Source organism: Escherichia sp. 10290 (assembly GCF_030295155.1).
Lineage (GTDB): Bacteria > Pseudomonadota > Gammaproteobacteria > Enterobacterales > Enterobacteriaceae > Escherichia > Escherichia coli_F.
Genome location: NZ_AP025741.1, coordinates 3,335,825 through 3,349,296 on the forward strand (window position 1 = coordinate 3,335,825; position 13,472 = coordinate 3,349,296).

13 protein-coding genes and 2 pseudogenes are annotated in these 13,472 nt (G+C 50.8%); 4 read left to right on the forward strand and 11 right to left on the reverse strand.

All coding sequences use genetic code 11. The features are described 5' to 3' along the window. Nucleotides 1–9 precede the first annotated feature (9 nt). The 6 genes from lepA to rseD form a co-directional block, all read right to left on the reverse strand. Nucleotides 10–1,809, reverse strand: coding sequence for a translation elongation factor 4 (gene lepA / locus QUE74_RS16825; protein ID WP_000790168.1), 1,800 nt, complete (start codon nt 1,807–1,809; stop codon nt 10–12). 197 nt (nt 1,810–2,006) lie between these two features. Beyond that, entirely contained in the window at nt 2,007–2,486 is a 480-nt protein-coding gene (rseC, locus tag QUE74_RS16830; RefSeq protein ID WP_000589075.1) for a SoxR-reducing system protein RseC, read from the reverse strand. Beyond that, complete coding sequence (gene rseB / locus QUE74_RS16835; RefSeq protein ID WP_000812053.1) at nt 2,483–3,439, reverse strand: sigma-E factor regulatory protein RseB; 957 nt, start codon at nt 3,437–3,439, stop codon at nt 2,483–2,485. The genes rseC and rseB overlap by 4 nt, the downstream gene beginning before the upstream one ends. After that, on the reverse strand, nt 3,439–4,089 hold the full coding sequence (rseA, locus tag QUE74_RS16840; protein WP_001168459.1) for an anti-sigma-E factor RseA: 651 nt from the start codon (nt 4,087–4,089) through the stop codon (nt 3,439–3,441). Before rseA ends, rseB begins: the two co-directional genes overlap by 1 nt. A 32-nt stretch (nt 4,090–4,121) precedes the next feature. Then, nucleotides 4,122–4,697, reverse strand: coding sequence for an RNA polymerase sigma factor RpoE (gene rpoE, locus QUE74_RS16845; RefSeq protein ID WP_001295364.1), 576 nt, complete (start codon nt 4,695–4,697; stop codon nt 4,122–4,124). After that, on the reverse strand, nt 4,694–4,849 hold the full coding sequence (gene rseD, locus QUE74_RS16850; RefSeq protein ID WP_001303621.1) for a rpoE leader peptide RseD: 156 nt from the start codon (nt 4,847–4,849) through the stop codon (nt 4,694–4,696). The genes rpoE and rseD overlap by 4 nt, the downstream gene beginning before the upstream one ends. A gap of 255 nt (nt 4,850–5,104) precedes the next feature. Here rseD and nadB point away from each other — a divergent pair, with 255 nt between their 5' ends. Then, complete coding sequence (nadB, locus tag QUE74_RS16855) at nt 5,105–6,727, forward strand: L-aspartate oxidase (RefSeq protein ID WP_001094513.1); 1,623 nt, start codon at nt 5,105–5,107, stop codon at nt 6,725–6,727. Here the strand turns inward: nadB and trmN are convergent. Beyond that, on the reverse strand, nt 6,712–7,449 hold the full coding sequence (gene trmN / locus QUE74_RS16860) for a tRNA(1)(Val) (adenine(37)-N(6))-methyltransferase TrmN (RefSeq protein ID WP_001354825.1): 738 nt from the start codon (nt 7,447–7,449) through the stop codon (nt 6,712–6,714). The genes nadB and trmN overlap by 16 nt on opposite strands. Before the next feature lie 131 nt (nt 7,450–7,580). Here trmN and srmB point away from each other — a divergent pair, with 131 nt between their 5' ends. Then, nucleotides 7,581–8,915, forward strand: a complete 1,335-nt coding sequence (gene srmB / locus QUE74_RS16865) for an ATP-dependent RNA helicase SrmB (protein ID WP_000219193.1) — start codon at nt 7,581–7,583, stop codon at nt 8,913–8,915. A gap of 208 nt (nt 8,916–9,123) precedes the next feature. Here srmB and QUE74_RS16870 read toward each other — a convergent pair. The 3 genes and pseudogenes from QUE74_RS16870 to QUE74_RS16880 all read right to left on the reverse strand — a co-directional run. Next, a pseudogene (locus QUE74_RS16870) lies at nt 9,124–9,843 on the reverse strand (substrate-binding domain-containing protein); the annotation flags it as partial. 13 nt (nt 9,844–9,856) lie between these two features. Next, nucleotides 9,857–11,085 (reverse strand): IS3-like element IS2 family transposase gene (locus QUE74_RS16875; protein WP_088895425.1). Its coding sequence is split into 2 segments (ribosomal slippage): nt 9,857–10,770 and nt 10,770–11,085, totalling 1,230 coding nucleotides; the frame shifts between segments, so codons are not numbered across the junction. Nucleotides 11,086–11,176: 91 nt separating this feature from the next. Continuing rightward, a pseudogene (locus QUE74_RS16880) lies at nt 11,177–11,341 on the reverse strand (LysR family transcriptional regulator); the annotation flags it as partial. A gap of 102 nt (nt 11,342–11,443) precedes the next feature. Between QUE74_RS16880 and eamB the strand changes: the two are divergent. After that, nucleotides 11,444–12,031, forward strand: a complete 588-nt coding sequence (gene eamB, locus QUE74_RS16885; RefSeq protein ID WP_001354827.1) for a cysteine/O-acetylserine transporter — start codon at nt 11,444–11,446, stop codon at nt 12,029–12,031. Between the two features lie 55 nt (nt 12,032–12,086). Here eamB and grcA read toward each other — a convergent pair whose 3' ends face one another. Continuing rightward, entirely contained in the window at nt 12,087–12,470 is a 384-nt protein-coding gene (grcA, locus tag QUE74_RS16890; protein ID WP_000627804.1) for an autonomous glycyl radical cofactor GrcA, read from the reverse strand. A 304-nt stretch (nt 12,471–12,774) separates the two neighbouring features. On the opposite strand from grcA, the gene ung reads away from it, so the two are divergent. Next, a complete protein-coding gene (gene ung, locus QUE74_RS16895; protein WP_001262701.1) occupies nt 12,775–13,464 on the forward strand; it encodes a uracil-DNA glycosylase in 690 nt (229 codons plus the stop codon). Nucleotides 13,465–13,472: the final 8 nt, after the last annotated feature.

Sequence of the window (13,472 nt, forward strand, 5' to 3'; positions counted from 1 at the left end):
TCCTAAGGGTTATTTGTTGTCTTTGCCGACGTGCAGAATGGCGAGGAACGCTTCCTGCGGCAGCTCGACGTTACCGATCTGCTTCATGCGTTTCTTACCTTCTTTCTGCTTCTGCAGCAGCTTTTTCTTACGGCTGATATCGCCACCATAACATTTAGCCAGTACGTTTTTACGCAGCTGTTTCACGGTGGAGCGCGCAATGATGTGCGTACCAATCGCTGCCTGAATGGCGATATCAAACTGCTGGCGTGGGATCAGATCTTTCATCTTTTCCACCAGCTCGCGACCACGGTTTTGCGAATTATCACGGTGGGTGATCAGCGCCAGCGCATCAACACGTTCACCGTTGATTAATACGTCTACACGTACCATGTCGGACGCCTGGAAGCGTTTGAAGTTGTAATCCAGAGACGCATAACCACGCGAGGTAGATTTCAGGCGATCGAAGAAGTCGAGCACCACTTCCGCCATCGGGATCTCGTAGGTCAACGCTACCTGGTTACCGTGGTAAACCATGTTAGTTTGTACGCCACGTTTTTCTACGCACAGCGTAATAACGTTACCGAGATATGCCTGCGGCAATAGCATGTGACACTCTGCAATCGGCTCGCGCAGTTCGTAGATGTTATTTACCGCTGGCAGCTTCGATGGGCTGTCGACGTAAATAACTTCTCTTGACGTAGTTTCAACTTCATACACTACGGTCGGCGCAGTGGTGATCAGATCCAGATCGTATTCACGTTCCAGACGTTCCTGAATGATCTCCATGTGCAGCAGGCCGAGGAAGCCGCAGCGGAAACCAAAGCCCAACGCGCTGGAGCTTTCCGGCTCATAGAACAGTGAGGCATCATTCAGGCTGAGTTTGCCCAGCGCGTCACGGAAGGCTTCATAGTCGTCAGAGCTTACCGGGAACAAGCCTGCGTAAACCTGCGGTTTGACTTTCTTAAAGCCAGGCAGCGCCTTTTCTGCCGGATTACGCGCCAGTGTTAAGGTATCGCCTACCGGTGCACCGTGGATGTCTTTGATCGCACATACCAACCAGCCAACTTCACCGCATTTCAGTTCAGTGCGGTCAACCTGCTTCGGCGTGAAAATACCCAGACGGTCGGCGTTATAGGTCTGCCCGGTACTCATGACTTTCACTTTGTCGCCCTTACGCAGGGTGCCGTTTTTAATACGGATAAGTGAAACAACGCCCAGGTAGTTGTCGAACCAGGAGTCGATAATTAGCGCCTGTAACGGGCCTTCCGGATCGCCTTCCGGCGGCGGAATATCTCGCACCAGACGTTCGAGAACGTCCTGCACACCAACGCCGGTTTTCGCTGAGCAGCGCACTGCGTCGGTGGCGTCGATACCAACGATATCTTCAATTTCTTCTGCTACGCGTTCAGGATCAGCTGCCGGCAGGTCAATCTTGTTCAGTACCGGCACTACTTCGAGATCCATTTCCATCGCGGTGTAGCAGTTTGCCAGGGTTTGCGCTTCTACGCCCTGCCCGGCGTCGACCACCAGCAATGCACCCTCACAGGCAGCCAGCGAACGGGAAACTTCATAGGAGAAGTCTACGTGGCCCGGGGTGTCGATAAAGTTAAGCTGATAGGTTTCGCCGTCAGACGCTTTGTAATCCAGCGTCACGCTTTGCGCTTTGATGGTAATGCCACGCTCACGCTCAAGATCCATGGAATCGAGAACCTGCGCCTCCATTTCACGGTCAGACAGGCCACCGCAGATCTGGATAATACGGTCAGACAGCGTCGATTTACCGTGGTCAATGTGAGCTATGATCGAAAAGTTACGTATATTCTTCATAAAGTATGATTATTGTGCCTTAATGCCCGGTTAACCAGGCTTTTAGAAGTCGCTGTTCTGAGCTTAACGTCTGTATTAATAGAAACGCCGCATTCTACACTACAACATTGAGGCGAGGAAATGTTCATACGGTATGGATTGTGGTATCTGGAAACGTCCTCGCATTTGTTATGCAAAATGCAACAAAGCCAGTGAAATCACTGGCTCGCGTCTTCCGAAGATGTTTCAAATCGCACAAGGCCTGGCGGCAATGCCACGCTTAAGATGATCGGTTGCCATTCCGCCCGGGCAGCAAACTTTCGCGAGTAGCCGCGTGCAATCAGGAATCCACCAACGCCGCCGAGAATCGCACCGCATAATGCTGCAATATCTGAAGCAAAGAGTAGCTGAAATAACGAAGCGATGAGGAATAATCCCACCAACGGCGACATATAAACCAGTAATGCGGAGCTAAGCAGGCTGCCCTCGGCGATTCCTAATTCCACTTTTTGCCCCGGCACTAACGGTTCATCACAGGGTACGACAATGGTATGCGTGGTTTGTGGGCCAAGTTTATTCAGCACGCGGCTACCGCAACCGACACGAGAAGCACAGCTGCTGCATGAGGCTTTAACATCACAACTGACCAGCGCCTGCCCGTTTTGCCAGGAGACGACCGTAGCCCACTCTTTGATCATTGCGCTGCCCCGAACTTAATATTCTCGGCAATGCGTTTCGCCGTTTGCGGCGGCAGTTCGCCGACAATGGTGATTTCGGCGTTATCACGTACGCTTGTACTGACGGTTCTGCGTCCGGTGCGCAACATCTGATCGGTGCTCGATGGCGTAGCGCGGTTAACGTTTACCGAGAAGCTGAATAATCCGTCGGAATAGAGACGTGATTCGATAGGCATGTTGTCCATCGTCGGTAACGGACGTCGGCTGCTGGAAACCTCACTAAACCCCTGTGGCAACCAGGTTGGCGTCCAGCTGAATTTAGCTTTTTCACCTACAGGAACAGAAAGCAGCGGCGGCAGATTTGCTTTCGCCAGCGTCTGCATACTGCTGCTGATATCCTGATTAACGTTAAAAGCAATCACGCGAAATTGTTCCAGCGTTTCACCATCGCGATCAAGGAGATCAACCCGCATCGGTAATTTCGATTCGGTGTCCATCCACACGATGTAGCTGTAGCGTGTGCCATCACGGGCCACCACGCGAATGACTTCGCAAAGACGATCAGCAATACGCGTGCGTCCCACGGAGATAAAGTCGTAGTAAGGAGAAAGGCGTTTGAAATCGGTATAGATGAGCGATGGCAGAGAATCAACAATGTAATCGCCATTAAGCGTGAACGGTTCAAGGCCCGGTTCAAAGTAGCTGATTTCATTGCCGCGCTGTACCACTTCCCGGCGCGGGCCATCCATTTGCAACAATTGTGCAAGAGGACGGTTATCGAGGCGTGCATGTCGATAACGCAGAGACTCAACACCCTGTTTATTGATGCTGATGAATGACAGCTCGTAATTCAGTGACTGACTGGCCAGGTTCATCTGCTGTAATAACGCCCCGGACGCGGGAGTGGCCGAGGCGTTAGCAGAGAATAACAGGCTACCTGTCACTAATGACATGGCAAACCAAAGTTGCTTCATTACTGCGATTGCGTTCCTAAAGTTTGAATTCCTGGCACCTGTACAGCGGCTTGCTGGGTTTGGGCCTGCTCAAACTGAAGCTGTTCAGAGTGGAGTCGACGTTGCAGTTCGTAATCCTGCAACATAGCATTAATGCGACGACGCTGCTCCTGTACCTGCTGCTGTTGACCATTATTTGCAGTCGCTTCAGAAGGTACTCCCAGGCTAACCGGGCTGGCTTTACCCATCATCGGCAGTGTATTAAATACTGGCGTTTCGGGCTGCTGGGACGTTTCAGATTGCCCATTATAGTGCTGGACGCCAACGATAACTGCAAGCGATACGCATGCTGCTACGCCCATTTGGGTAAGCTGTGCAGCCCATGGACGTACTTTCTGCCAGAATGGCATTTTCTGCCATTGATGCGGCGCAGGCTGGGCCTCTGGGATCAGTGTCGCCGGTTGACGTACTGGCTCTTCTTCAATGGCGGCCATTACGCGTGAAGAGATATCGAAATGGAGCACCTCGGGAGTATCACCCCGCATTGAGTCACGGATTAAGTGATAGCTTTCCCAGGTTTTCTGCATTTCTGGGTTATGAGCCAGTTCGTTAAGCAGCTCACTATCCAGCGTTTCGCCATCCATTAAAGCGGAAAGTTGTTCTTTCTGCATGCCTAATACCCTTATCCAGTATCCCGCTATCGTCAACGCCTGATAAGCGGTTGAACTTTGTTATCAATAGCTTCCCTCGCTCGGAAGATACGTGAACGCACCGTACCTACCGGACAATCCATGATAGCGGCTATCTCTTCATAGCTCAGGCCATCCAGCTCCCGCAAGGTTATTGCCATGCGTAAATCTTCCGGGAGGGACTCAATAGTTCGGAAAACTATCTGTCTCAGTTCTTCTGACAACATTAAGTTCTCAGGGTTCGAAATTTCTTTCAACGCGCCGCCACTTTCGAAGTTTTCAGCTTCAATGGCATCCACATCACTGGAAGGTGGACGGCGTCCCTGAGCAACCAGGTAATTTTTCGCTGTATTTACAGCAATCCGATACAGCCATGTATAAAAAGCGCTATCTCCCCGGAACGAATCCAGCGCACGATAGGCTTTAATAAAAGCTTCTTGTACCACATCGGGAACATCACCCGACGGCACATAGCGGGAAACCAGACTCGCCACTTTATGCTGATAGCGCACTACCAGTAAGTTAAAGGCTTTCTGATCTCCCTTCTGGACCCGTTCAACCAGGACCTGGTCCGTTAACTGCTCGCTCATCCGAGGTAAAGTCTCCCCAAACCAAATTTCCACGCGCTATCGAAACGCCACTCCATTAGCTGCAATTTGAGCAAGCAAAGGGTTAGAGTGTCTCGTTTTTGTAAAGTTCCGTAACGCATCTGTTTTTGTTTGTCATGCTGTAGACGGATCATTATCTATCATTATAAGTCTACAGAATCTGAACATCGCATTATCTGTGTAGAAATGCCCATTTAACTGCCTGAAGAGTAACCCAACGGCCTTTTTATTTCACCACCTAATCCTTCGCCAGCCAGTAACTTCTCGTTTTCTCGTCGCCGTGATTCGGTCTGTTTAGCCTCTGTAACAAAAATTAAAATAGCAGGTGTTTAATCGCACAACATGATGCTATGCTGACCAAACCGTGTTTAGTAAATTAAACAAAGAAAATGAATACTCTCCCTGAACATTCATGTGACGTGTTGATTATCGGTAGCGGCGCTGCCGGGCTTTCACTGGCGCTACGTCTGGCTGATCGGCATCATGTCATCGTTCTAAGTAAAGGCCCAGTCACGGAAGGTTCAACATTTTATGCCCAGGGCGGAATTGCCGCCGTGTTTGATGAAACTGACAGCATTGATTCGCATGTGGAAGACACAATGATAGCCGGTGCTGGTATTTGTGATCGCCATGCAGTTGAATTTGTCGCCAGCAATGCGCGTTCCTGTGTGCAATGGTTAATCGACCAGGGGGTGTTGTTTGATACCCACGTTCAATCGAATGGCGAAGAAAGTTACCATTTGACCCGTGAAGGTGGACATAGTCACCGACGAATTCTTCATGCTGCGGACGCCACCGGTAAAGAAGTAGAAACCACCCTAGTGAGCAAGGCGCAGAACCATCCGAATATTCGCGTGCTGGAGCGCAGCAACGCGGTTGATCTGATTGTCTCTGACAAAATTGGCCTGCCGGGCACGCGACGAGTTGTAGGCGCGTGGGTATGGAACCGAAATAAAGAAACGGTTGAAACCTGCCACGCAAAAGCGGTTGTGCTGGCAACCGGCGGTGCGTCGAAGGTTTATCAGTACACCACCAATCCGGATATTTCTTCTGGCGATGGCATTGCTATGGCGTGGCGCGCGGGCTGCCGGGTCGCCAATCTCGAATTTAATCAGTTTCACCCTACCGCGCTCTATCACCCACAGGCACGAAATTTCCTGTTAACGGAAGCACTGCGCGGCGAAGGTGCTTATCTCAAGCGCCCGGATGGCACGCGTTTTATGCCCGATTTCGATGAGCGCGGCGAACTGGCCCCGCGCGATATTGTCGCCCGCGCTATTGATCATGAAATGAAACGCCTCGGTGCGGATTGTATGTATCTCGACATCAGCCATAAGCCTGCCGATTTTATTCGTCAGCATTTCCCGATGATTTATGAAAAGTTATTGGGACTGGGGATTGATCTCACGAAAGGCCCTGTGCCGATTGTGCCTGCTGCACACTATACCTGCGGTGGTGTAATGGTTGATGATCATGGGCGTACGGACGTCGAAGGTTTGTACGCCATTGGCGAAGTGAGTTATACCGGCTTACACGGCGCTAACCGCATGGCCTCAAATTCATTACTGGAGTGTCTGGTTTACGGCTGGTCGGCGGCGGAGGATATTACCAGGCGTATGCCTTATGCCCACGACGTCAGTACGTTACCGCCGTGGGATGAAAGCCGTGTTGAGAACCCTGACGAACTGGTGGTGATTCAACATAACTGGCACGAGCTACGTCTGTTTATGTGGGATTACGTCGGCATTGTGCGCACAACGAAACGTCTGGAACGCGCCCTGCGGCGGATCAATATGCTTCAGCAGGAAATAGACGAATATTACGCCCATTTCCGCGTATCAAATAATTTGCTGGAGCTGCGTAATCTGGTACAGGTTGCCGAGTTGATTGTTCGCTGTGCGATGGTGCGCAAGGAGAGCCGGGGGCTGCATTTCACGCTGGATTACCCGGAGTTGCTCACTCACTCTGGCCCATCGATCCTTTCCCCCGACAACCTTTACATAAACAAATAAAAAGCCTGGGTCAGCGCAGTGTACGCTTCGGAATAGCTCTGGTCTGGCCCACGAATCACTAAGCGATCGCTATAGCATTCTCCCGCCTGTGGGGAGAATGCCAGCAGCACCCGATGCGGCTGTCGCGTTTCGTTTTCCGCCACATCCGTCCGTAAACGTAAATGCCAGCCCATTCTTAATGCCAGTTCAGTAAAACCATTACCAATCTGCTCTGGCAACACCACGCAAAAAAATCCCTCTTCAGTAATGCACTCCGCCGCGCAGGTTAGCAACGATTGATGATCAAGCGTAGTGGTATAGCGTGCCTGTTCCCTCTGCGGCGTAGCGCACTCAACGCCCTGCTGATAATAAGGCGGGTTACTGATGATTAAATCAAAGCGTGCTGTCTGCTGGGTGATCCACTGCTGAATATCCGCCGGATAGATATTAATCCGCTCTGCCCAAGGGGACTGGTTGATATTTTCCTGCGCCTGAGTCGCAGCTTCACCTTCCAGTTCAACGGCATCAATCATCACGCTGTCATCGGTTCGCTGCGCCAGCATTAATGCCAGCAACCCGCTACCCGCGCCGATATCAAGGCAACGTTTTACCCCAGCCACCGGTGCCCATGCGCCCAGCAAAATGCCATCCGTTCCCACTTTCATCGCACAGCGATCGTGAGCAACAAAAAACTGTTTAAAAGTAAATCCATTACGACGAAGCACGGATGTAGACTGTGACATGAAAATAAAACCTTGCAGGAAAAACGGCGATAGCACCGGGTGAGAACAATACCCGAGAAGCGATATCCATACAAACAGATGAAGATTGCAGCCGTAACGTCTATAATCAGCGCCCCACACAGAGGTAGAACATGACTGTAACGACTTTTTCCGAACTTGAACTCGACGAAAGCCTGCTGGAAGCCCTCCAGGATAAAGGTTTCACTCGCCCGACCGCCATTCAGGCTGCCGCCATTCCGCCTGCGCTCGATGGCCGTGATGTACTCGGTTCTGCGCCGACAGGCACCGGTAAAACGGCGGCGTATCTGCTGCCAGCGTTGCAGCACCTGCTCGATTTTCCCCGTAAGAAATCCGGTCCGCCGCGTATTTTGATCCTCACCCCGACTCGCGAATTGGCGATGCAGGTGGCCGATCATGCCCGCGAACTGGCGAAACATACGCATCTGGATATCGCCACCATCACCGGCGGCGTAGCCTATATGAACCACGCGGAAGTATTCAGCGAAAACCAGGATATCGTGGTTGCCACGACCGGACGTCTGCTGCAATACATAAAAGAAGAGAACTTCGATTGCCGCGCGGTTGAAACGCTGATCCTCGACGAAGCAGACCGAATGCTGGATATGGGTTTTGCTCAGGATATCGAACATATTGCGGGCGAAACGCGCTGGCGTAAACAGACTCTGCTCTTCTCGGCAACGCTTGAAGGCGATGCCATTCAGGATTTTGCCGAGCGTCTGCTTGAAGATCCGGTGGAAGTTTCTGCGAATCCATCCACCCGTGAGCGCAAAAAGATTCATCAGTGGTATTACCGCGCTGATGACCTGGAACATAAAACCGCATTACTGGTGCATCTGTTAAAACAACCGGAAGCGACCCGCTCAATTGTATTTGTGCGTAAGCGTGAGCGTGTGCATGAGTTGGCAAACTGGCTGCGCGAAGCGGGCATCAACAACTGCTATCTCGAAGGTGAGATGGTACAAGGCAAGCGTAACGAAGCGATCAAGCGTCTGACCGAAGGTCGCGTTAACGTACTGGTTGCCACTGATGTTGCCGCGCGCGGTATCGACATTCCGGATGTCAGCCATGTCTTTAACTTCGATATGCCACGCAGTGGCGATACTTATTTACACCGTATCGGACGTACTGCTCGCGCTGGTCGTAAGGGAACCGCGATTTCACTGGTTGAAGCTCATGACCATCTGCTGCTGGGCAAAGTAGGCCGTTATATTGAAGAGCCAATTAAAGCTCGCGTAATTGATGAGTTACGCCCGAAAACGCGTGCGCCAAGCGAGAAGCAGACCGGCAAGCCATCGAAGAAAGTACTGGCAAAACGCGCCGAGAAGAAAAAGGCTAAAGAGAAAGAGAAGCCACGGGTGAAAAAACGCCATCGCGATACCAAAAATATTGGTAAGCGACGCAAACCAAGCGGAACAGGCGTACCACCGCAAACGACAGAAGAGTGATCTTAATTCCGGGTTTAAGCCCGGAATTAAAAGTGCTGGCAAACGCAAAACTGCCTGATGCGCTACGCTTATCAGGCCTACATGGCTCATGCAATATATTGAATTTGCACGATCTTGTAGGCCGGATAAGGCGTTCACGCCGCATCCGGCATGAACAAAACGCACTTCGTCGACAAGTTGGGTGCCGGGTTTAAGCCCGGCATTATTTTTATCCCGGCAAAAAACACTCTTCAACACACTGAATAAAAGTGTGCATCGCCGGGCTAACCGCTTTCCCGGCATGGTGTGCGCACATTGCCGTAATGGTCTGCGACTGTTCGCCAAAAGGCAATTCGATTAATTCTCCGCACTCCAACTCTTTTGCCACCGCAAAACGCGGCAGATAGCTAACTCCGATATTCGCCGCGACACAACGCTTTATGCTTTCGATACTTATAAGCTCAATGGTATTTTCCACCGTGATCCGCCGCTGGCGCAGCGTGCTCTCAAATATCTGCCGGAAGACACATTGCGGTTCGTTGATAATAAAACTACAGGCGTTATGTCTTCCCGGCTGGGTAAAATCGACATCTGCAATTTGCGGTGAAGCCACCAGCACCAGCGATTGTTCACCCAATTCTCGTCGATTCAGAGCATCATCATTTCCTACGCGATAAAAAACACCGACGTCGGCCTCATCATTCAGTAGAGCATCACGGATCACGTAACAGTTCAGCGACTGCAGTGATAAACGCACTTTTGGTGCACGTTGCCGAAAACGCTGCAACACCTGCGGCATTCGGTAAGAGAGCAGCGTTTCGCCTGAAACAACGCGCAGTTCTCCGTCCGGATCAGACTCTTTTTTGGCAGCCTCACGAAGCGTATCCATCACTCTGGTGAGTTCATAGATGTGCGGCAGCAACTTTTTGCCTTCGCGAGTGAGGCACATGCTGGATTTGCCCCTATATTTCCAGACATCTGTTATCACTTAACCCATTACAAGCCCGCTGCCGCAGATATTCCCGTGGCGAGCGATAACCCAGCGCACTATGCGGATGCCATTCGTTATAATGCTCGAACGCCTCTGCAAGGTTCTTTGCTGCCGTTAACCCGTCTGGTTTGGGCATGATACTGATGTAGTCACGCTTTATCGTTTTCACGAAGCTCTCTGCTATTCCGTTACTCTCCGGACTCCGCACCGCCGTGTTCTTCGGTTCAAGTCCCAACATCCGGGCGAACTGGCGTGTTTCATTAGCCCGGTAGCATGAACCATTATCCGTCAGCCACTCCACTGGAGACGACGGAAGATCGTTGCCGAAGCGGCGTTCCACCGCTCCCAGCATGACGTCCTGTACTGTTTCACTGTTGAAGCCGCCAGTAGTCACCGCCCAGTGCAGTGCCTCACGATCACAGCAGTCCAGCGCGAACGTGACACGCAGTCTCTCTCCGTTATCACAGCAGAACTCGAACCCGTCAGAGCACCATCGCTGATTGCTTTCTTTCACGGCCACTCTGCCTGTATGTGCCCGTTTCGATGGCGGTACAGCAGGTTTTCGCTCAAGCAACAGCGCATTCTGGCGCATGATCCGGTAAACACGTTTGGCATTGATCGCAGGCATACCATCAAGTTCTGCCTGTCTGCGAAGCAGCGCCCATACCCGACGATAACCATACGTGGGCAGCTCTCCGATAACATGGTGTATACGGAGAAGCACATCCGTATCATCAGTGTGACGACTGCGGCGGCCATCCATCCAGTCATCGGTTCGTCTGAGAATGACGTGCAACTGCGCACGCGACACCCGGAGACAACGGCTGACTAAGCTTACTCCCCATCCCCGGGCAATAAGGGCGCGTGCGCTATCCACTTTTTTGCCCGTCCATATTCAACGGCTTCTTTGAGGAGTTCATTTTCCATCGTTTTCTTGCCGAGCAGGCGCTGGAGTTCTTTAATCTGCTTCATGGCGGCAGCAAGTTCAGAGGCAGGAACAACCTGTTCTCCGGCGGCGACAGCAGTAAGACTTCCTTCCTGGTATTGCTTACGCCAGAGAAATAACTGGCTGGCTGCTACACCATGTTGCCGGGCAACGAGGGAGACCGTCATCCCCGGTTCAAAGCTCTGCTGAACAATTGCGATCTTTTCCTGTGTGGTACGCCGTCTGCGTTTCTCCGGCCCTAAGACATCAATCATCTGTTCTCCAATGACTAGTCTAAAAACTAGTATTAAGACTATCACTTATTTAAGTGATACTGGTTGTCTGGAGATTCAGGGGGCCAGTCTACATGCGTCGACCAATTTTCTCAAACAATTGTACTGAGAACTCCTGTTCAAGCTGCTGAATATGAAAAGTCACCGTCGATTGTGTGCAGCACAATTTTTGCGAAGCTCGCAAAAAGGAACCCTCTTCCACCACGGTTTTAAGCGTAATAAAACGGCGCAGATCCATAACCCCAAACCTATCGAAAATATCGAATTTAGAATGTTAAAACATTCATTTTTTTAAATGTTTTGTGTCGGGTACTGTCTACCAAAACAGAGGAGATAACAAGTGACACCGACCCTTTTAAGTGCTTTTTGGACCTACACCCTGATTACCGCCCTGACGCCAGGACCAAACAATATACTCGCTCTTAGCTCTGCCACGTCGCATGGATTTCGTCGGAGTACCCACGTGCTGGCAGGGATGAGTCTGGGATTTTTGATTGTGATGTTACTGTGTGCAGGAATTTCATTTTCACTGGCTGTTATTGACCCGGCAGCGGTGCACCTTTTGAGTTGGGCAGGAGCGGCATATATTGTCTGGCTGGCGTGGAAAATCGCTACCAGTCCAACCAAGGAAGACGGACTTCAGGCCAAACCGATCAGCTTCTGGGCCAGCTTTGCTTTGCAGTTTGTGAACGTCAAAATTATTTTGTACGGCATTACAGCACTGTCGACATTTGTCCTGCCACAAACGCAGGCGTTAAGCTGGGTGATTGGCGTCAGCGTTTTGCTGGCAATGATTGGGACCTTTGGCAATGTGTGCTGGGCGCTGGCGGGGCATCTGTTTCAGCGATTGTTTCGCCAGTATGGTCGCCAGTTAAATATCGTGCTGGCGTTGTTGCTGGTCTATTGCGCGGTGCGCATTTTCTGTTAATGAAAAAAAGCGGAAGAGGTCGCCCTCTTCCGCTTAGTAACTTGCTACTTAAACCTTACAGGCTTTCAGTAAAGGTACGAGCGATAACATCGCGCTGCTGTTCCGGAGTCAGAGAGTTAAAGCGAACTGCATAACCGGATACACGGATGGTCAGCTGCGGATATTTTTCCGGATGCTTAACTGCATCTTCCAGAGTTTCACGACGCAGAACGTTTACGTTCAGGTGCTGACCACCTTCAACGCGAACTTCTGGTTTAACTTCTACTGGAACTTCACGGTATTCAATGTCACCCAGTTTGCTTACTGCAACCACTTCGTCTTCTGCAAAACCTGCTTTCGCAACGATGCAACGCGCTTCGCCTTTTTCGCTGTCCAGCAGCCAGAAAGAGTTCAGCAGATCGTCATTAGCAGCTTTAGTAATCTGGATACCTGTAATCATGTGATGCCTCCCCGGCAAAATTATTTGATTTGTTTAGCCTGTCGCGGCCAATTGGTAAAACCATTGTTGCTTGAGTGTATATATACTCCTCAAACACCCTTGATTCATTGATTTAAATCAATAAAAACCACGCATCAAGTGTGGTCGCAAATGGATTTTATTGTTTTACATCAACTTATACGGGTGTGAAATTTTACCAATTTACATTTTTTTGCACTCATTAAAGTCTAAAAAATGAGCTTGGTTTTGTTCTGTAGAAAGAAGCAGTTAAGCTAGGCGGATTGAAAATTCGCAGGAGAGCGAGATGGCTAACGAATTAACCTGGCATGACGTGCTGGCTGAAGAGAAGCAACAACCCTATTTCCTTAATACCCTTCAAACCGTCGCCAGCGAGCGGCAGTCCGGCATCACTATCTATCCACCACAAAAAGATGTCTTTAACGCCTTTCGCTTTACCGAGTTGGGCGATGTCAAAGTCGTGATCCTCGGTCAGGACCCCTATCATGGCCCCGGGCAAGCGCATGGTCTGGCATTTTCTGTTCGTCCCGGAATCGCCATTCCTCCGTCATTACTGAATATGTATAAAGAGTTGGAAAATACCATTCCCGGCTTTACCCGCCCTGATCATGGCTATCTTGAGAGCTGGGCGCGTCAGGGCGTTTTGCTGCTCAATACCGTCTTGACGGTTCGCGCAGGTCAGGCGCATTCCCACGCCAGCCTCGGTTGGGAGACCTTCACCGACAAAGTCATCAGCCTGATTAACCAGCACCGCGAAGGCGTGGTGTTTTTGTTGTGGGGATCACATGCGCAAAAGAAAGGGGCGATTATAGATAAGCAACGCCACCACGTACTGAAAGCGCCGCATCCATCGCCGCTTTCTGCACATCGTGGATTCTTTGGCTGCAATCATTTTGTGCTGGCAAATCAGTGGCTGGAACAACGTGGCGAGAAACCGATTGACTGGATGCCAGTATTACCGGCAGAGAGTGAGTAAATTTAAGG